Here is a 19,832-nt window from a genome sequence, read left to right as displayed (position 1 = left end):
AAACACATGGATACAAGAGACGTGGCTTTGACTGTATTATTGGATATAGAGACTAATCAGACATTTTCGAATATTGCACTTGGAAATGCACTTCGTAAAAACCAGTTTACGGACAAGGTAGAACGCGCTTTTTTATCCAGACTGGTGGAGGGTGTCACAGAGACAAAGCTGCGGCTGGACTATGTGATCGACCAGTATTCAAAGACGAAGATAAAAAAGTGTAAGCCGGTGATCGCCTGTCTGCTCCGGATGGGCTGTTACCAGATTCTTTTTATGGACAGCGTACCGGATTCTGCCGCGTGCAATGAATGCGTGAAGCTTGCGAAAAAACATGGCTTTGCCGGACTTTCTGGTTTTGTGAACGGCGTGCTTCGGACGATCACACGGGAGAAAACGAAGCTTGCATATCCTGATCAAAAAAGAGAACCGGAGCGGTATTTGTCCGTGATGACATCAACACCACTCTGGCTCGTACAGAAGCTTATCTTGGAATATGGCACAGAGAGCGCAGAAACGATCTTTCAGGCGGCATTTGCAGACCGGAAGACGAGTATCCGGCTGAACAAACATCGGATCGAAGAAAACGGAGAGACGATGGATTCTTATAAGAACCGATTGAAAGAAGCAGGCATAACAGTCGAGCCGGGTGCATATTATGAAGGAGCATGGCTGTTATCGGGCTATGATTTTATACACAAGATTCCGGGATATAAGCAGGGATATTTCACGGTGCAGGATGAAAGCTCGATGTGTGCGGTTGCGGCAGCAGGCATCCGGCCAGAGGATTTTGTGATGGATATCTGTGCGGCACCGGGTGGTAAGACGACGGCGGCAGCAGAATTTGCACAGCAAGGGCATGTGCTGTCGATGGACATTGCAGAGGAAAAACTGGAATTGATTGAAGAAAATGTAGAACGGTTAAAGCTTGCAAATGTGGATATCCGTTGTCAGGATGCAACGGAATATATGCAGGAGCAGGAGGAAAAAGCAGATGTTGTTATCGCAGATCTGCCTTGTTCCGGACTTGGCATCATGGGACGGAAAAATGATATCAAATACCGGGTAACCGAGGAACAGATCGAGTCACTGGTGGAGCTGCAACATACGATACTGCAAAACGCCTGCCGATACGTGAAGGCAGGTGGAACGCTTTTATATAGCACCTGCACGATCACAAAGGAAGAAAACACCTTGCAGGTGGAGCGTTTCTTAAAGGAACATCCAGAATATACATTAAAAGAACAACGACAGTTCTTACAGGGCATCGATGCCTGTGACGGATTTTATTATGCGGTACTGCATAAGCTAGGAGATTAAAATGGACATCAAATCAATGTACCTTGCAGAAATTGAACAGTGGATGAAAGAACACGGACAGCCGGCGTTTCGGGCAAAGCAGGTGTTTCAGTGGATGCACCAGAAGTATGTGGCATCGACGGAGGATATGTCGAATCTTCCGAAGGCACTGCGTGCACAGATGGACGAGGAAGGATTCGTGCACATTGAGGCAGAAATGAGTCAGGAATCAAAATCAGACGGTACGATCAAATTCCTGTACCGCTTGTCGGATGGACAGATGATCGAGACGGTGTTTATGCGCCATAATTATGGTAATTCGGTTTGTATCTCATCGCAGGCGGGCTGCCGGATGGGATGCCGTTTCTGTGCGTCGACGATTGGCGGACTGGTACGGAATCTGACCGCTTCGGAGATGCTCGAACAGATCTATGCGACGAGCCGCATCACCGGGGAACGTATCAGCCACGTGGTCGTGATGGGAACGGGAGAACCGCTCGACAACTATGAGAATCTGATTCGTTTTTTGCGCCTGCTGATCGATGAGAATGGATACAATTTAAGTGCCAGAAATATCACGGTATCAAGCTGCGGAATTGTGCCGCGCATCCATGATCTGGCAAAGGAGGATATCCCGATCACCTTTGCACTTTCCTTACATGCGCCGACCGATGAAGAGCGGAAAGAACTGATGCCGGTTGCACACCAGTACACACTGGCAGAGACATTAGATGCCTGTCGGGAATATTTCCGGCAGACCGGACGGAGAGTGACTTTTGAGTACAGCCTTGTAAAGGGCAAGAATGATACGGAGGAACAGGCGAGAAAACTGGCAAAGCTGCTTGCAGGTATGAATTGTCATGTCAATCTGATTCCGATCAATCCGGTGGAAGAGCGGGAATACGAGCGAAGCGACAGTGATTCCGTTGAAAAATTCAAATCCACTCTTGCAAAATATCACATAAATGCTACAATAAGGAAGAGTATGGGTAGCGATATAGATGCTGCCTGTGGTCAGTTACGAAGGAAATATGCGTTTCATCATCAGGAGGATTCCCATGCATTCTAGTGGAAAGACGGATACCGGGATCAAACGTAATAACAATCAGGACAGTATTTTTTTCAGTGACACTCCGGTCGGTCCACTTCCGAATCTGTATATCGTAGCAGATGGAATGGGCGGACATCGCGCGGGGGACAAAGCATCAAGGATGGCGATTGATATTACAGTGGATTTCGTAGAGAAGTCCACAATAGAAAATCCGGTAGCACTGTTAAAACGGGCAATGTTATTTGTAAACAATGAAATATATAAGGCGGCGTGTGCAGATCCCGATTTAAATGGGATGGGAACGACGATGGTAGCAGCCGTGGCACAGGATGGAAAGCTGTATGTGGCGAATGTCGGTGACAGCCGATTGTATGCGATCGGCGGAGAGATTCGTCAGATCACAATGGATCATTCGCTTGTCGAGGAACTGATCCGAAAAGGTGAACTGGAACGGAAAAAAGGACGCAATCATCCAGAGAAGAACATCATCACAAAAGCGATGGGTTCACGGGACGAGATGATGCCGGACTTTTTTGAGATAGATATAAACACGGAAGAAAAATATCTGTTATGCTCAGACGGGTTATCGAACATGGTCGAAGATGACGAAATAAGGGATATTGTTTCCGAGGAAGACGATTTGGACCGAATTGCACAGGAACTTGTGGATCGGGCAAATTATTATGGTGGTTCGGATAATATATCCGTAATTATTATATCGGCAGATTGATGACCGAATAGAGAACGAATATAGCAGAAAGGGTTGAAATCATGTTAAAACCAGGAATGATATTATGTGATAGATATGAGATTTTGGACGTGGTCGGTGCAGGCGGAATGTCCATAGTCTACAAAGCAAGAGACCATAGATTGAATCGAAATGTGGCAATCAAGGTATTGAAGCCGGAGTTCAGCAACGATAAGAACTTTGTGACAAAGTTCCGGATCGAGGCACAGGCTTCCGCAGGACTGACACATCCGAATATTGTAAATGTATATGATGTTGTCGATGATGAAGGCATTTACTGCATCGTGATGGAACTGGTAGAGGGTATCACATTAAAGCAGTATATCGAGCAGAACGGTCGTCTCAATATGGAGACAGCCATCAACTTCTCTATCCAGATCGCATCCGGTCTGGAAGCAGCGCATGAGAACCATATTATTCACCGTGACATCAAGCCACAGAATATTATTGTATCAAAAAATGGAAATATCAAGGTCACAGATTTCGGTATCGCCAAGGCAGCGAGCAGCAATACGCTTACATCTGGCGCAATGGGCAGTGTACACTACATATCCCCAGAGCAGGCGAGAGGCGGATACAGCGATGAACGAAGCGATATTTATTCGCTCGGTATCACGATGTATGAGATGGTAACCGGAAGAGTGCCGTTTGAGGGAGATAACAATGTATCGGTTGCACTCATGCATATCCAGAACGAGATGATTCCGCCGAGACAGTATTATCCGGATATTTATACCAGCTTTGAGAAGATCATTTTGAAGGCGACACAGAAGAAGCCAGAACGCAGATATCTGACAGCGAGTGCCTTGATCGCAGACTTGAAGCGTGTACAGAACAACCCGAATATTGATATTGTGGTTGCACCAACATCAATCACAAACAGTCCGACACAGGAGTGGACGAAGGAAGACGTACAGGCAATCCGTAACGGAAGTGCAAACCGCGACCTGTACAGCCAGCCATATGATAACCCACCAGTATCACAGGAGATGGGCGAGATCCGTCCGATTGGATATAACTCTACCCCGCAGGCAAACAACGGCAGAATCAATGAACTTCTGCAGGAAGACGATGACGAATGGGAAGAGGATGATTATGAACCGGAACCACAGCCAAAGCGTGGCAATCTGAAGAAGGTTCAGGATTATGATGACGATGAAGAGTTAGAAGAAGAGGAAGATCCGGATGGCATTGATCCGGGTATCCGGAAGGCAGTTACAATCGCAGGTGTAGCAACTGCCGTGATTATTGCAATCATTATTATCGTCGTGCTTGGTAATGTGCTTGGCTGGTTCAAATTTGGCTCCAAGAAAGATAACAAGAACAAGATCACAACCGAGGAAGTACAGTCCATTGCCATGATCGGTGTCACTGGCGTTTCAGAAGATGCAGCACTGAAGATGCTTTCAGATGCAGGTTTTACAAACGTCAAGACAGAGCATGTCGAGGATGAGAAGACGCAGGAAGGTTACGTCTTTGATCAGAGCGTGAAAGAAGGCGAGACAATCCCTGCAGATCAGGAGATCGTGCTCACGGTCAGTGCAGGCGCAGAGGAAGTAGATGTACCAGATGTCAAGAATTATGAAGATTCACAGGCAGTAACAATTTTGACAGAGGCTGGTTTTGAAGTCAGTCATGCATATGAATACAGCGATGATGTCGAGAAAGATAAAGTTATCAAGACTGATCCGGAAGGCGGCACAAAGGCAGCCAAGGGATCAAAGGTTATCGTGACAGTCAGCAACGGTTCTGAGAAGAAGGAAGTAGAGGTTCCGAACTTAGGCGGACTTACAGAGGCTCAGGCGAGAGATTCCCTGACCAGTAAGAAGCTTAATGCAGGAAATGTGACGCATGAAAATAGTGACAGCGTAGCAGCAGGTATGGTTATCAGCCAGAATCCAGCCAGAGGAACCACTGTCACAGAGGGCGACAGTGTTGATTTTGTCATCAGTGACGGACCGAAAGCAAAGACATATACAGCTAGTATATCGGGAACAATTGCCAGAACAGATGATGTCAGTGTGCCTGATGAAACGGAGGTTACAGTGCAAGTTCAATTTAATGGTCAAATAGTTTTTTCAAAGAATATTACAATTAAACCAGGTGCTACTTATGATGTATCAGCGACTGTTCCAGGATTAAGTTCCACAGGAGGAAGCGCAAACTTTATAATTGTAGATGCGAGTGGAAATAATGTAACTGCGGCATTTTCGGGAACAACGCCAGAGGTTTCTTATTCGGAAGAATAAAAGAGTATAGGAAGTCTATGCAGGGAAAGATTATGAAAGGTGTGGGTGGATTTTATTATATCCACCCACATAATACTGTAAATACCATATATGAGTGTAAAGCGAAGGGTGCGTTCCGCAACCAGAAGATTAAACCGGCAGTTGGCGATGATGTCGAGATCGAGATCATCAGTGAACAGGATAAGACCGGAAACATCGTGGAAATCTTACCGCGGGAGAATCTGCTGATCCGCCCGGCGGTTGCGAATGTCGATCAGGCTGTGATCGTATTTGCACTGGCAGATCCGAAGCCAAACTACAATCTGTTAGACCGGTTTTTGATCATGATGGAACAACAGGGCGTTGACACGTTGATCTGCTTTAACAAATCTGATCTTGTAAGCGGGCAGGAAGCAAAGGAAATCTGTGATATCTATGTAGGCGCTGGTTATCAGGTGTTCCTGACGGTTGCAAAGGAGAATGTTGGAGTTGATGCATTCCGGGAAGCAATCCGGGGTAAGACAAGCGTTTTTGCGGGTCCGTCTGGTGTCGGAAAATCGTCGATGTTAAACGCATTGCATCCGCAGGCGCAGGTGCAGACCGGAGCAGTCAGTGAGAAGATCCGCAGAGGAAAACACACAACGAGACATTCCGAACTGATTTACATTGAGGAAGACACGTATATCATGGATACACCGGGATTCAGTTCTCTTGTGATTGAGGACTTAGAACCGGAAGATTTAAAGGAATATTTCCGGGAGTTTGAATGTTATAATGGCCGTTGCAAATTCAATGGCTGTGTGCATATACATGAGCCGGAGTGTTTCGTGAAAAAAGCGTTGCAGGCGGGGACGATCTCACAGCTTCGCTATGATAATTATGTGCAGTTATATGATGAATTAAAAAATAAAAGGAGATGGTAGGTATGAATATTCTTTCACCGTCATTGTTGTCAATTGATTTTAACCATATTGAACGAAATGCAAAAGTGCTGGATGAGGCAGGCGTGAAATGGTTTCATTTAGATGTTATGGATGGAACCTTTGTACGAAATATCTCCTTTGGACCACCGGTTATTAAATGCATCCGTAAGGTCACAGACAGCTTTTTTGATGTACATCTGATGATTAATGAGCCAATTCGTTATATCGATGCATTTGCGGATGCAGGAGCAGACATGCTGACAGTACATTACGAGGCATGTAAGGATTTACAGGAGACGATTGATGCTGTCAAGGCAGCAGGTATGAAGGTTGGTATTGCTGTGAATCCGGAGACTCCGGTACACTGGTTAGAGTACTATATCAATCAGGTGGATATGGTGCTGATCATGAGCGTCAATCCGGGCTTTGGCGGACAGAAGTTTATGCCGATTGCACTTACGAAGCTGCAGGAAGTAAAGGCACTTGCCGAAGAGCGTAATCCAGAGCTTCTGATCGAGGTGGATGGCGGTATCACGGTTGACAACGTACAGGATGTATTAGACGCCGGTGCGAATGTTGTTGTTGCAGGTTCCGCTGTCTTCAAGGGCGACAAGAAAGCAAATATCGCGGCTTTTATGGAAAAGCTGAACGCATAGAGCATAGAAATGAAAACAGAAAGCAAATATTGTCTCATTGTCACAGGTGGCTCGGTCGATCAGAATTTGCTCGCGACCGTTTATGAGGGCGCATATGGATATCCGGTTCATCCGTATGTGATCGGTGTGGACAAGGGACTGGAAATGTTAGAACAATTGGACATCGAACCGGATTTGATAATTGGAGATTTTGATTCCGCGAATGACGGCATCAGAGCGAAATATGTGACAAGCCCTGATGCCGTTGTGCGTGAAAAGTGTGTGGTACTGAATCCGGAAAAAGATTTCACGGATACACATGTTGCAGTCTTAGAGGCGGCAAAACGTGGATTTACACGGGCATTGCTGCTTGGCGCAACTGGAACCAGACTCGACCATACACTTGGAAATCTGGGATTGCTTTTTACGTGTGAACAGGAGGGAATCCATGCAGAAATCTTAGATCTGCATAACCGGATTTTTCTGATACAAAAAGAAAAGATAGTTCGTGCAGAAAATCTGTATGGACCTTATATATCTTTACTGCCCTTTTCAGAATGTGTGAAGGGCATTACCCTCAAAGGTTTTAAATATAATGCAAATGACCTGTCAATCAGAAAGGGAGAGACGATAGGACTTAGCAACGAATTAAGAGAGGAGGAAGGTCACATAACGATTGGAGATGGGTACCTGTTTCTTATGGAGACCAAAGATTAAATGTCAACATGGGTAATACTTGCATTTGTAATTTACATGATTTTCATGTTGGGAATCGGTATTATTACAGCTAGAAAAAACAAAAGCTCGGATGATTACTTCTTAGGAGGTAGAAACTTGGGAGGATGGGTGACAGCCCTCTCTGCACAGGCATCCGACATGAGTGGATGGATGCTGATGGGACTTCCAGGCTGTGTCTATGCATTTGGTGCGAATCAGGCTTGGATCGCAATCGGTCTTTTGATCGGTACGATTTTGAACTGGGTGATCGTCGCAGGTCGTCTGCGCCGCTATACGATCAGAGCAGGCAATGCAATGACGATTCCGGAGTATCTGAGCAATCGTTTCCGCGATAAGCATAATATTCTGATTACGATTTCTGCGATCGTTATTGTAATCTTCTTCGTGGTATATTCTGCATCTGCATTTGCTTCTGGTGGAAAGCTGTTTGCATCAATCACAAAGATGGATTATCATCAGGCATTGATCGTCGGTGCGGTCGTTATTCTGATCTATACGTTCCTTGGAGGATTCCTTGCCGTTTGTACCACAGACTTCGTACAGGGTATGATGATGCTGGTTGGTGTACTTGCTGTTCCAATTCTGGTTGTGATCGTGCTTGGCACAGGAAACATTGTACCAAATCTTGTAAATTCCGGATTGAATGTCGATGCGAAGGATTATCTGAATATCTTCATGCAGGATGGTAAGCCGATTTCCGGTATCAGTATTGCGTCCCAGCTTGCATGGGGACTTGGATACTGTGGTATGCCACATATTCTTGTTCGTTTCATGGCAGTCCGCGATGAGAAGGAACTTGCAAAATCCAAGAAGGTTGCGATCGTGTGGGTACTGATCTCGCTTGTACTTGCCTGTGTGATCGGTGTGCTTGGACGTGCATATCTGTATCCAATGGTACTTTCCAACGAAGGTGCACAGTATGAGAATGTCTATATCGAGATGATCAAGAAGCTCTTCATGACAGATTACGCGTTGCCATTTATCGGTGGTCTGCTGCTGTGTGGCATCTTAGCTGCAATCATGTCAACGGCAGATTCCCAGCTTCTTGTATCGTCTTCCGCAGTTGCAAATGATCTGTTCAAGGGTGTGTTCTTCAAGAAGCTGAAAGATAAGCAGATATTGTTTATTGCAAGAGCAACGGTATTTGTTGTTGCAATCATTGCGATCGTAATTGCATGGAATCCAAATTCATCCATCATGAATCTGGTCAGCGATGCATGGGCAGGACTTGGTAGTGCGTTTGGTCCGGCAATCCTGATGTCACTTTATTGGAAGCGTATGAATCTCGCAGGTGCCGCTGCAGGTATGGCAAGCGGTGGATTGACCGTTATTATCTGGGACTACATTAAATGCTGTACCCTGGATGGGGTTCATGTGACACCGGCTACTTATACGGGTGTATATTCTCTGTTAGTTGGATTTATTGTAAGCCTTGTATTTATCGTCGTTGTATCACTTGCAACACCAAAGGCAAGCGATGAGATCATGCAGGAATTTGAAGATGTGAAAAATGGAAACATCAATGCATAAATAGAATAAAAAAGAAAATGCCGGATGCGAGCCGGCATTTTCTTTTTGTATCTTAAAAAGAGAGGATTTATGAAAAAACTATGGTTATAATATAAGTTATAATTATGAACAAATTATGACATAAGTTGAAAGTTTGTGTAAATAATCGGGCAAAGTGTAATATTTAACAAGGAAAATCAGGAGAAAACAGGATATGCAGATCAAACTGATCGTAGTTGGAAACGTAAAAGAAACTTTTTATCAGAATAAAATAGAGGAATTTCAGAAGCAGATCAATAAAAAAATATCAATACAGCTGATCTGTCTCAAGGATGAAAGCATTCCGAAGCAGACATCGGAGACAGTGATCCGTAAGATCAAGGAGACAGAGGGGGAGAAGATTTTAAGTCAGATCCAGAATACCGATTATGTGGCGGCTCTCTGCATTGATGGGAAGAAGATGGATAATTCCAAAATCAAAAAAAGTATTGCAACAGCAGAACAGAGAGGCAAATCAAGTATTGCATTTGTGATCGGAGGATCGCTGGGACTGTCAGATGCGGTTGTGAAACGAGCAGACGAGAAGATCAGCTTTTCCAATATGACATTTCCGCACCAGTTGATGCGAGTGATGCTTATGGAAGTGCTGGCAGATACTATTTGTGGTAAGTGATGTGATTTAATATCGTATAGGCACGGTAGAGCTGTTCGGTCAAAACGACGGTTGTCAGATCAATGGACATTGTAAATCCGGAAAGTGAGAATGGGGAAAACTTTGCGATATCCAGATCATAAACAGTTGCAGGATCTGCAACAACAAACTCGATGCGGGAATAACCGGACAGACCAAGCTCTTCGATCTTTGCCGCAAATTCTTCGGATGAGATCGTATCAGTGCCGGGAACGACACGGAAGCAGGCAGACGAATTCTGCAGTTCTAATTTTGAGAAATCCTTGTAGTAGATACATTTCACACGACAAAAAGCGGAGAGGCGTTTGATGTACTCCGCGACCGCTTTTGTATATGCACTATCTAATTTCTTTTTTTCAACATGAATTAAAATTTCCATGGAAATATTATAACATACTTCTTTTCATATGTCCTTGAAAATGGTAAAATAAATATAACCGTGCCTAGGAGTATATTGCGATGGCATGGAATGAAGAATATGCTGATAGAGGATAACGATGACAGATAAAAAGATTTTAGTATTAGATATTGATGGTACACTTGTGAATTCGGAGAAAAAGATTACACCGGAGACACTGAAATATTTGAAGATGATACAGGAGCAGGGACATATTGTTGCACTGGCATCGGGCAGACCATTTCCGGGGTTGAAGCAGTATTCGGATGCTTTGGGGCTTGCGGAATATGGCGGCTATGCGTTGAGCTTTAACGGTGGCAAGGTGATTTCGTGTGCGACACAGGAAGTGATTTATACGAAGGCAATCCCGAACCGTTATGCGAAGATTCTCTATGAATTTGCGAAGGAACGTCACATTGGTATGGTCACATACAAGGACAATCAGGTAATTACCGGAACCGACACTGATGGATATATGGAGTTTGAGGCACGGCTCAATCATATGGAATTATGTCAGGTCGATGATTTTCTCAAGGTTGTGGATTTCGATATGATCAAGTGCCTGATGACAGCTGAGCCAGAAGTCGCAGAACAGTATGAGAAGGAGCTGGCAGCGCTGGTTTCGCCGGATCTGAATGTATTCCGTTCCGAACCGTATTTCATTGAGATTACGGTCAAAGGTGTGGACAAGGCAGAATCCATCGCACGGCTTCTGGAGCATATCGGCATGAAGCGGGAACAGTGTATCTGCTGTGGTGATGGCTTCAACGACAAGACGATGGTGGAATACGCAGGTGTTGGCGTTGCGATGGGAAACGCACAGCAGGTCGTCAAGGATGTGGCGGACTATGTGACAGCTTCCTGCGATGAAGATGGACTGGTAGAAGTGATTAAGAAGTTTGTATTGTAGAATGAAGGGCAGAAGATGAAGGAATATTTAATATCAACCAAAGCAGATACTTTGGCTGATCTGCGTGAAATTGTAAAACATTCTTATATTGAGGAATTAAGCATTGTGTATGCGGAGGATTTCTTCGGAAATCCGGCAGGTGTGATTGCGGCAATCAAAGAGCAGTTTACCGGAGCGATGATCGTTGTTAGAAGCTCATCGAAAAGTGAGGATAATCTGGAGACGAGCAATGCCGGACACTTTGAGAGCGTGCTGGGGGTCGATGCATCAAAGGATGCAGCAATTACAGAGGCAATCGAGACAGTGTATCGTTCTTATGTGGAAGGGGACTTCACAGAGGAAGCGAAGCAGCAACTGATTGAGGCAAACGAAGAGGTATTGATCCAGAGACAGACGGATCATGTACGGATTTCAGGGGTTGTGTTCACAAGAGATATCATATACAACCGTCCGTATTATATGGTGACATATGATGATAATGGAAGCACGGATTCCGTGACAAGTGGCGTCCGTGGAAAGACAAAATGGATCGCAAAAAATGCATCCAGAGAGTTCCTGGAATACGAATTTGTAGATCTGTTGACGGCAGTCAAGGAAATCGAACAGATTTATGAATATGTTTCCGCACTCGATATCGAATTTGCAATTCTGGAGGATGGAACGGTTGTAATTTTCCAGGTGCGTCCACTGGCGGCAGCATTGAAGATTATTGCACCGATGACAGACCGGGAATTCAAGGACACAAAGGCCCTTGCAAAGTGCAAGTATCTTGATACATTCCATATCCTTTCTGATATGGCATTCTGGAACCCGGCGGAGATTATCGGCAGCAATCCAAGACCGCTTGATTATTCCCTGTACCGGGAACTGATCACCGCCCATATCTGGTCGGCAGGATTACAGCCACTCGGCTATCAGCCAGTTCGTGGAGAACTGATGCAGAAGGTGGGGAATAAGCCGTATATATCGGTGAATTATACATTCGATGGTTTGACACCGGCAGGATTGCCGGAGGATCTGTGCTATAAGCTAAATCAGTATTATGAGCAGAAATTAAGACAGGATAAGACGGCACATGATAAGATTGAATTTGAGATTATTTTCAACACCTATGACTTTATGACAGATACCCGTCTGAAGGAGCTTGCGGAATATGGCTTTGACGATGTCGAGATTTCCCAGCTTCGAAATGCGCTGTTTGAGATTGCAAAGCAGACGTTAGAACATTACGACGAAATTTGCGAGGAGGATCTTCGCTCGCTGGGACAGCTTACCGAGCTGCGGCATGAACTTCGGAAGCATGCGCCACTTGCGGAGACAAATGTCATGAAGCTGTACAGCTACATTGACGAGTTGTTAGATTCCATCAAGGACCATGGAACACCACAGTTTACAAGACAGGCGCGTTGTGCATTTATGGCGCGGAGTTTTTGCCGGACGTTGGTGGAAAAAGGATATTTTACGAAGCAGGAGATGGATGATTTCATGTTGTCCATTCCGACGGTTGCTTCGGAATTCGAACGTGATTTTGATTTATACAGTCATGGCAAGCTGAGCCGGGATGACTTCAATCATCTATATGGACATTTAAGGCTTGGCACCTATGATATCCGTTCAGACAGCTACCGGAACATTTATTTTGATGTCGCATCTGCGAATCTGACTGGAAACAATAAGGTAAAGCAGGAGGCAAAAAGTCTCGATTTAGAACGGTTGCAGGTTGCTTTGGATGAAGCAGGCATTCCGGTTACACCGGAGAAATTCATCGAGTTTATCAAGAAAACAACACAGAACCGGGAGTATTTTAAGTTTGAGTTTACGAAGTCATTGTCGCTGATGCTGGATGTAATCGTCAAGCTTGGCGAGGTGATGGCGATTGCCAGAGAAGATATGTCTTATCTGGAAATTCAGGATCTCTTAAGCTATCACAGCCGTGATTCTTATATTCAGACGATTGAGACACGACGTCGGTTTTACCATGTGAATTCGTATCTCGTATTACCGGAGGTCATCTTCGATGTCGGGGATATTGATGTTATTGATATCGACGAGGCAAGACCGAATTTTATCACGAATAAGGTTGTGGAGGCACCGATCGTCAATCTTGATGAGGATCATGATTCGGACATTACCGGCAAAATCGTGGCGCTTACGAAAGCAGATCCGGGATATGACTGGATCTTTGCGAAGGATATTGCAGGCTTTGTGACCAAATATGGCGGTGCAGCATCCCATATGGCAATCCGCTGTGCAGAGTTTGGAATTCCGGCAGCCATCGGCTGTGGAGAGAAGATATACCAGCGTATCCACCGGATGCAGATCATGTGTCTTGATTGCGAAAATGGAAGAATTACGGAAAAGCAGAGTCAATAAATTGATTTCGAGGTAGGCATGGTGTATAATGAAACGATGAGACAAGGAGGAAGTCTACATGGGTTTTTTTAAAGATTTCAAGCGTGATTTCGCGCAGGCAGTCAATGAGCTGATGCCGGACAAGGATGAACTTGGCGCGGAATACGATGATGAAGATATGGTAAACACCTTTGATGAAAATGACCAGATGGAGGTTGCACCGGAAGATCTGTTGGAGAATCTGGATGAGATCCGGATTGACAGACCGGAACCGGAGATGCCAGAGGCATCTGAGAATCTGGAACATTTCTCAAATGTAGAGACAACGGAGAAAGATAAGACATCAGATGAGACTTCTGTGTTTGACACCGTGCCAGAGGCAGAGGTGATTCAGGACGAGCTGGAAATGGAACCGGAGCCATTCTCAGAGGATGAGCTGGAACCAAAACCAGATACCGAATATCTGCAGGCGGAGACGGTAACAGAGGCAGGCGCAGAGATAAAGGAAGATACCGCGGATGAGACAGATGAGTTAAAGGCGCTGGATGCACTTGATGAAGAAAATATGCTGGAGCATACGGAGGAAGCACTTCTGACGGAACCGGAGACGGAGACAAAGCAGGAAGAACTGCAGAACTTCCTGACGGCGGATCTGGAGAAGGCTGTGGAGGATACATTGGCGAAGCAGGCAGAGGAAGAGACGCAGATGGAAAACGAACGCGTACAGGAGGATGCAGCGATGGAGACAACTATGGACACAGCGGCAGTTGAAAAGACAGATGTCAGCTCTCTCGTAGAGGCAGATACAACCTATATTACAAAGACGACAGTTATCAATGGAGATTTGCAGACCGACGGCTGTATCGATCTGATTGGAACGGTAAACGGTGCGGTAAGCTGTGATGGAAAGCTGATCGTGGGCGGTTCAATCACTGGAGATGTACAGGTCGGCGAACTGTACGCGAATGCTGCAAGAATTGAGGGCGATGTACATGTCGTGGATGCAGCAAAGATTGGTGTGGGAACGGTCGTTGTCGGAAATGTATTTGCTGGTTCTGCTGTGATCGCAGGCGCTGTCAAGGGTGATATCGATGTACAGGGACCGGTGATTGTGGATTCGACCGCGGTAATTATGGGAAATATAAAATCAAGATCCGTACAGATCAACAATGGTGCTGTGATCGAGGGAATGTGTTCCCAGTGCTATTCGGAGATTGATGTAAAGAGCTTTTTTGAATAAAAGGAAGAGGAGTATCAAACGATGAAGATGGACAGAATTTTATTGAAACTTTCAGGAGAAGCACTTGCCGGAGAAAAGCATACCGGATTTGATGAGGCGGTTGTCCGTGACGTGGCAAAGCAGGTAAAGGCAATCTGTGATAAGCATATTCAGGTGAGTATTGTAATCGGCGGAGGAAATTTCTGGAGAGGCAGAACATCCGACAACATGGATCGTGTAAAGGCAGACCAGATTGGTATGCTGGCAACGGTGATGAACTGCATCTATGCAGCAGATGCGATGCGTGCAGAAGGATTGAAGACACACATTATGACACCATTTGCCTGTGGCAGCATGACAGAGCTTTTTAACAAGGACAAGGCAATCGAGTATCTGGAGAACGGAGAGGTCGTATTTTTTGCAGGCGGAACCGGACATCCATATTTCTCAACGGATACAGCAACCGTGCTTATGGCAATCGAGGTAGAGGCAGATGTGATCCTTTCTGCCAAGGCAATCGACGGTGTGTATGACAGTGATCCAAAGACAAATCCGAACGCAAAGAAATATGACACGATGCCAATCTCTGAGATCGTGGACAAGAAGCTTGGTGTGATCGATCTTGCGGCCGCTGTGCTTGCAATGGAGAACAAGATGCCGATGATGCTGTTCGGCTTGAATGATACCAACAGTATTGAGAAGGCTGTGACTGGTGGATTTACCGGAACAACCGTAACAGTAGAGTAAGTGTGTGTTACATGTCAGGAAGACAGGATGACAGAAAAGTATATTATATTTGGAGGAAGAAAAATGTTAGCACAGTATGAAGAGAAGATGAAGAAGACAATTGAGAGTCTGGAGAAAGAATACAGCACAATCCGTGCCGGACGTGCGAATCCACATATTCTGGATCGTATCACAGTACTTTATTATGGAGCACCTACACCATTGCAGCAGGTGGCAAATATCACAGTTCCAGAAGCAAGAACGATTATGATCTCACCTTGGGAGTCAAGCCTGATCAAAGAGATCGAGAAGGCGATTGTATGTTCTGACCTTGGTATCAATCCAAACAACGATGGTAAGAACATCATTATCAACTTCCCGGAGCTGACAGAGGATCGAAGAAAAGAGTTGGCAAAGGACGTTAAGAAGAAGGGTGAGAATGCAAAGGTTGCCATCCGTAATATCCGACGTGATGCAAATGATGCATTGAAGAAGGCGAACAAGGCAGCAGAGATGTCTGACGATGAACTCAAAGGCAACGAAGAGAAAGTTCAGAAGATGACAGACAAGTATGTGGCACAGGTAGATCAGGAAATCGAGACAAAGACAAAGGAAATCATGACAGTATAAGCTATGAAGAAAATCATTGATGGAGAAGAATTGGAAATACCTACTCATGTGGCAATCATCATGGATGGAAATGGCAGATGGGCAAAGAAACGTCTGCTTCCACGGAACATGGGACACAGACAGGGGGCGAAGGTGTTGGAGCAGATCTGCCGGGATGCGGCGGATTTGGGAATCCGGTATCTGACGGTGTATGCATTTTCCACGGAGAACTGGAAGCGTTCGACTGAGGAGGTAACCGGTATCATGAATCTGCTTCGAAGCTATCTGTCGAACTGTGTGGAGCGTGCATCAAAGGATGGACTGCGTATCCGTGTGATCGGAGACCGGAGTGCCCTGGATGCAGATATCGTGGAGATGCTTGAACATGCAGAGCGTGAGACAGCAAAGTTTGACAAGCTGGATTTTACAATCGCGTTAAATTATGGTGGCAGGGATGAACTGCGCCGGACGATGACGAAGCTTGCAAAGCAGGTACAGGAAGGAACACTTGCACCGGAAGCAATCACAGAGGATGTGATAGCAAAGCATCTGGATACGGCAGATCTTCCAGATCCGGATCTGCTGATTCGTACAAGCGGCGAACTGCGGTTATCGAATTATCTGATCTGGCAGCTTGCTTATGCAGAATTCTATTTCACAGATACCTTGTGGCCGGATTTTGACAAGGAATCATTGAAAGAGGCAATCCGGTATTACAACGGTAGAGAGCGAAGATTTGGTGGAGTAAAATAAACTATGTTTAAAACACGTTTTATCAGTGGTGCAGTATTAACGCTGCTCACAATTGGAATTTTATATCTGGGTGGTTATGTAACCGGCGTGGCGGTTATGCTTTTGAGTTTGGGCGGAGTGTTCGAGCTGATGCGCGTCTATAAGCAGGAGAAATCTGCGATGGCAGTGCTTGCTTATCTGATGACGATCGCGTATTATTGCTTCTTATTCTTCCATTTGGAGAAATACCTTCTGCCGCTCATGATTCTGTATGTATTATTGGTATTGGCTGTTTATGTGATCACATATCCAAAGTACACGGACAAAGATGCGATGGTTGCAATCTTAGCATTTTTCTATGTTTCATTGCTGCTGTCCTTCCTGTATCAGGTTCGTATCTTAAAGTACGGTGGTGCTTTGGTTGTGATGGTATATATCTGTTCCTGGATCAATGATACATTTGCTTACTGTGTTGGTGTGAAGTTTGGAAAGCATAAGATGTCACCAAAACTCAGTCCGAAGAAGAGCGTGGAAGGATTGCTTGGCGGTATTTTTGGTTCTGCATTGATTGGCGCATTGTATGGAATATTCTTCAATGCAAAAGTATATGAATTAACAAATGCACCACTTATTTTTGCAGTGGCAGGCGCTGTAGGAGCCGGATTTGCGGTGATTGGAGATCTGACCGCATCCGCCATCAAGCGAAATAATGACATTAAGGATTACGGAAAGCTGATTCCGGGACATGGCGGTATCATGGACCGGTTTGACAGTATTATTTTTACAGCACCAATCGTATATTATTGCTTTTCAATTATGATTGGAAACTTAGGAGGCGCAATGTGAGAACAATCGCGATTATCGGCTCGACCGGTTCGATTGGTACACAGACGCTCGACGTCGTGCGTGCCAATGCAGATATCCGTATCGGAGCCTTAGCAGCAGGAAATAATATAGAATTACTGGAAAAACAGGTGCGGGAATTCAAACCGGCACTCGTAAGTGTACAAAGCAAAGACAAGGCAGATGCGTTACGGATTGCCTTGTCTGATTTTAATTGTAAGATCGTTTATGGTATGGATGGACTGATTGCGGTCGCTACATATGAACCGGCGGAGCTTGTTGTGACAGCAATCGTTGGTATGATCGGAATCCGTCCGACGATCGAGGCAATCAAGGCGGGAAAAGATATCGCACTCGCAAACAAGGAGACACTGGTAACTGCCGGACATCTGATCATGAAGCTGGCAGAGGAATATCATGTCCGGATTCTCCCGGTAGACAGTGAGCATTCTGCAATATTCCAGTGCCTGCATGGGGAAAGAGAAAACAAGATAGCAAAGCTTCTGATCACAGCATCAGGCGGACCATTCCTTGGAAATACAAGAGAGGAATTAAAGGATGTTACAGTGGAGGATGCATTGAAACATCCGAACTGGTCTATGGGAAGAAAAATTACGATTGATTCTGCAACACTGGTAAACAAAGGTTTAGAGGTTATTGAAGCGCGCTGGCTGTTCGATGTGATGCCAGAGGATATCGAGGTTGTTGTGCAGCCACAGAGCATCATTCATTCGATGGTGGAATTTGAAGATGGTGCGATCAAGGCACAGCTTGGAACTGCAGATATGCGCCTGCCAATCCAGTATGCGCTTTATTATCCAGAGCGTAGATATCTGGCTGGTGACCGTCTTGACTTTTCGAAGATTGCCGGAATCATCACAAGCAAACCAGACAGAGAGACATTCAAGGGACTGGATTTTGCATATCAGGCAATTAAAACTGGCGGATCTATGCCGACGGTACTTAATGCGGCAAATGAATGTGCGGTTGCAAAGTTCCTGCACAAGGACATAAAATTTTTACAAATCTATGATATAATTGAAGCCTGTATGGGGGAGCATAAGACCATTGCGAATCCGACACTTGAAGAGATTCTGGAGACGGAACGCTGGGTATATGACTATATTGAACGACAATTCGGTTGATAGAGTTTCGATGTAAAAGGAGATTGTATGAACATTATTCTGATTATACTGGTGTTTGGTGTAATCGTGTTTTTTCACGAGTTCGGACACTTTATTGTTGCAAAGATGAATAAGATCGCGGTTATGGAGTTTTCCATTGGTATGGGACCGGCTATTTTTTCAATACAGAAAAAGGAGACGAAATATTCCCTGCGTTTACTGCCGATTGGTGGGTACTGCATGATGATGGGGGAAGATGGCGAGAGTGAAGATGAGAATGCGTTTAACAACAAGCCGCTGCTGGCACGGATTCTGGTGATTGCGGCGGGTCCTGTGTTTAACTTTATTCTGGCATTTGTTTTTTCAATTGTATTGATTCATTTTACGGGCTGTGATCCTGCCAGACTTACAACCGTGGTAGAACATTCTGCGGCGGAGGATGCTGGAATCGTTGTTGGAGATACAGTGACAGCGATTAATGGCAAGAAGATTTATAATTATCGTGAGATTTTACTCTATATGCAGGCAGAGAATCCTTCCAAGCCGGTAACACTTTCGATTGAGCATGCAGATGGTTCAAAGGAATCGGTTGTTGTAACACCAAAGGTGGACAATGAAGGAAATTATAAACTTGGAGTTGCTGGAGGTTATGTCGCGTCCACCGGATTTGGAAATGATATCAAATATGCAGGTCTGGAGCTTCGATATTGGGTGAAAGCGACGGTGACAGGACTTCGGATGATTGTGACTGGCGGTGTGAAAAATGGAGATATCATGGGTCCCGTTGGTGTTGGAAGTGCCATGAACGAAGTGATTGAAGAGGCAAAGGATATCAGCACAACGCAGAAAGAGGCAGTAATCAATGTAATACTGAATCTTTTAAACTGGAGTATCTTGCTGAGTGTGAATCTGGGTATCATGAACCTGCTTCCGATTCCGGCACTGGATGGCGGCAGACTGTTGTTCCTGTTTATTGAGGCAATCCGTAGAAAGAAGATTCCACAGGAGAAGGAAGCGATTGTGAACTTCATCGGATTTGCGTTACTTATGGTATTGATGGTTGTAGTATTCTTTAATGATATTAAGAATGCATTTTTCTAA

At 45.1% G+C, this 19,832-nt stretch carries 19 protein-coding genes; 18 read left to right on the top strand and 1 reads right to left on the bottom strand.

All coding sequences use genetic code 11. The features are described from left to right. Positions 1 to 6 precede the first annotated feature (6 nt). The 9 genes from rsmB to AAAT93_RS12360 all read left to right on the top strand — a co-directional run bounded on the left by rsmB (position 7) and on the right by AAAT93_RS12360 (position 9,801). Positions 7 to 1,317 carry a 16S rRNA (cytosine(967)-C(5))-methyltransferase RsmB gene (rsmB, locus tag AAAT93_RS12400; protein WP_227573279.1) on the top strand — a complete coding sequence of 437 codons (1,311 nt, stop codon included), beginning with the start codon at positions 7 to 9 and terminating at the stop codon, positions 1,315 to 1,317. 1 nt (position 1,318) lies between these two features. After that, positions 1,319 to 2,365, top strand: a complete 1,047-nt coding sequence (rlmN, locus tag AAAT93_RS12395) for a 23S rRNA (adenine(2503)-C(2))-methyltransferase RlmN (RefSeq protein WP_117780655.1) — start codon at positions 1,319 to 1,321, stop codon at positions 2,363 to 2,365. Beyond that, entirely contained in the window at positions 2,355 to 3,077 is a 723-nt protein-coding gene (locus tag AAAT93_RS12390; protein ID WP_117780654.1) for a Stp1/IreP family PP2C-type Ser/Thr phosphatase, read from the top strand. The genes rlmN and AAAT93_RS12390 overlap by 11 nt, the downstream gene beginning before the upstream one ends. Before the next feature lie 41 nt (positions 3,078 to 3,118). Next, positions 3,119 to 5,344 (top strand): Stk1 family PASTA domain-containing Ser/Thr kinase, encoded by a 2,226-nt coding sequence (pknB, locus tag AAAT93_RS12385; protein WP_227573278.1) that lies wholly within the window; start codon positions 3,119 to 3,121, stop codon positions 5,342 to 5,344. 17 nt (positions 5,345 to 5,361) lie between these two features. Further along, on the top strand, positions 5,362 to 6,246 hold the full coding sequence (gene rsgA, locus AAAT93_RS12380; RefSeq protein ID WP_227573277.1) for a ribosome small subunit-dependent GTPase A: 885 nt from the start codon (positions 5,362 to 5,364) through the stop codon (positions 6,244 to 6,246). Between the two features lie 2 nt (positions 6,247 to 6,248). Continuing rightward, positions 6,249 to 6,902, top strand: a complete 654-nt coding sequence (gene rpe / locus AAAT93_RS12375) for a ribulose-phosphate 3-epimerase (RefSeq protein WP_021985235.1) — start codon at positions 6,249 to 6,251, stop codon at positions 6,900 to 6,902. Positions 6,903 to 6,911: 9 nt separating this feature from the next. Further along, positions 6,912 to 7,598 (top strand): thiamine diphosphokinase, encoded by a 687-nt coding sequence (locus AAAT93_RS12370; protein WP_118373452.1) that lies wholly within the window; start codon positions 6,912 to 6,914, stop codon positions 7,596 to 7,598. Beyond that, positions 7,599 to 9,149, top strand: coding sequence for a sodium/proline symporter PutP (gene putP, locus AAAT93_RS12365; RefSeq protein WP_227573276.1), 1,551 nt, complete (start codon positions 7,599 to 7,601; stop codon positions 9,147 to 9,149). A 193-nt stretch (positions 9,150 to 9,342) separates the two neighbouring features. Further along, on the top strand, positions 9,343 to 9,801 hold the full coding sequence (locus tag AAAT93_RS12360) for a 23S rRNA (pseudouridine(1915)-N(3))-methyltransferase RlmH (protein ID WP_227573275.1): 459 nt from the start codon (positions 9,343 to 9,345) through the stop codon (positions 9,799 to 9,801). Here AAAT93_RS12360 and AAAT93_RS12355 read toward each other — a convergent pair. Then, positions 9,785 to 10,198 carry a 23S rRNA (pseudouridine(1915)-N(3))-methyltransferase RlmH gene (locus AAAT93_RS12355; RefSeq protein ID WP_117780649.1) on the bottom strand — a complete coding sequence of 138 codons (414 nt, stop codon included), beginning with the start codon at positions 10,196 to 10,198 and terminating at the stop codon, positions 9,785 to 9,787. The genes AAAT93_RS12360 and AAAT93_RS12355 overlap by 17 nt on opposite strands. A gap of 118 nt (positions 10,199 to 10,316) precedes the next feature. Between AAAT93_RS12355 and AAAT93_RS12350 the strand changes: the two genes are divergently transcribed. The 9 genes from AAAT93_RS12350 (at position 10,317) to AAAT93_RS12310 (ending at position 19,832) form a co-directional block, all read left to right on the top strand. Further along, on the top strand, positions 10,317 to 11,126 hold the full coding sequence (locus AAAT93_RS12350) for a Cof-type HAD-IIB family hydrolase (protein ID WP_118373450.1): 810 nt from the start codon (positions 10,317 to 10,319) through the stop codon (positions 11,124 to 11,126). A 15-nt stretch (positions 11,127 to 11,141) separates the two neighbouring features. Further along, complete coding sequence (locus tag AAAT93_RS12345; RefSeq protein WP_227573274.1) at positions 11,142 to 13,499, top strand: PEP-utilizing enzyme; 2,358 nt, start codon at positions 11,142 to 11,144, stop codon at positions 13,497 to 13,499. A gap of 58 nt (positions 13,500 to 13,557) precedes the next feature. Then, on the top strand, positions 13,558 to 14,718 hold the full coding sequence (locus AAAT93_RS12340) for a polymer-forming cytoskeletal protein (RefSeq protein WP_021985228.1): 1,161 nt from the start codon (positions 13,558 to 13,560) through the stop codon (positions 14,716 to 14,718). Between the two features lie 27 nt (positions 14,719 to 14,745). Continuing rightward, positions 14,746 to 15,444 carry a UMP kinase gene (gene pyrH, locus AAAT93_RS12335; protein WP_117780672.1) on the top strand — a complete coding sequence of 233 codons (699 nt, stop codon included), beginning with the start codon at positions 14,746 to 14,748 and terminating at the stop codon, positions 15,442 to 15,444. 63 nt (positions 15,445 to 15,507) lie between these two features. Next, positions 15,508 to 16,053, top strand: a complete 546-nt coding sequence (frr, locus tag AAAT93_RS12330; RefSeq protein WP_021985226.1) for a ribosome recycling factor — start codon at positions 15,508 to 15,510, stop codon at positions 16,051 to 16,053. A 3-nt stretch (positions 16,054 to 16,056) separates the two neighbouring features. Beyond that, positions 16,057 to 16,785 carry an isoprenyl transferase gene (locus AAAT93_RS12325; protein ID WP_021985225.1) on the top strand — a complete coding sequence of 243 codons (729 nt, stop codon included), beginning with the start codon at positions 16,057 to 16,059 and terminating at the stop codon, positions 16,783 to 16,785. Between the two features lie 3 nt (positions 16,786 to 16,788). Continuing rightward, entirely contained in the window at positions 16,789 to 17,610 is an 822-nt protein-coding gene (locus AAAT93_RS12320) for a phosphatidate cytidylyltransferase (RefSeq protein ID WP_021985224.1), read from the top strand. Next, entirely contained in the window at positions 17,607 to 18,752 is a 1,146-nt protein-coding gene (locus AAAT93_RS12315; protein ID WP_117780646.1) for a 1-deoxy-D-xylulose-5-phosphate reductoisomerase, read from the top strand. Before AAAT93_RS12320 ends, AAAT93_RS12315 begins: the two co-directional genes overlap by 4 nt. A gap of 27 nt (positions 18,753 to 18,779) precedes the next feature. Then, positions 18,780 to 19,832 (top strand): M50 family metallopeptidase, encoded by a 1,053-nt coding sequence (locus AAAT93_RS12310; RefSeq protein WP_021985222.1) that lies wholly within the window; start codon positions 18,780 to 18,782, stop codon positions 19,830 to 19,832.

The organism is Coprococcus hominis (ex Arizal et al. 2022) (genome assembly GCF_040094675.1).
GTDB classification, from domain to species: Bacteria; Bacillota; Clostridia; order Lachnospirales; family Lachnospiraceae; genus Coprococcus_C; species Coprococcus_C hominis.
This window is presented reverse-complemented; position numbering and strand designations above follow the sequence as displayed.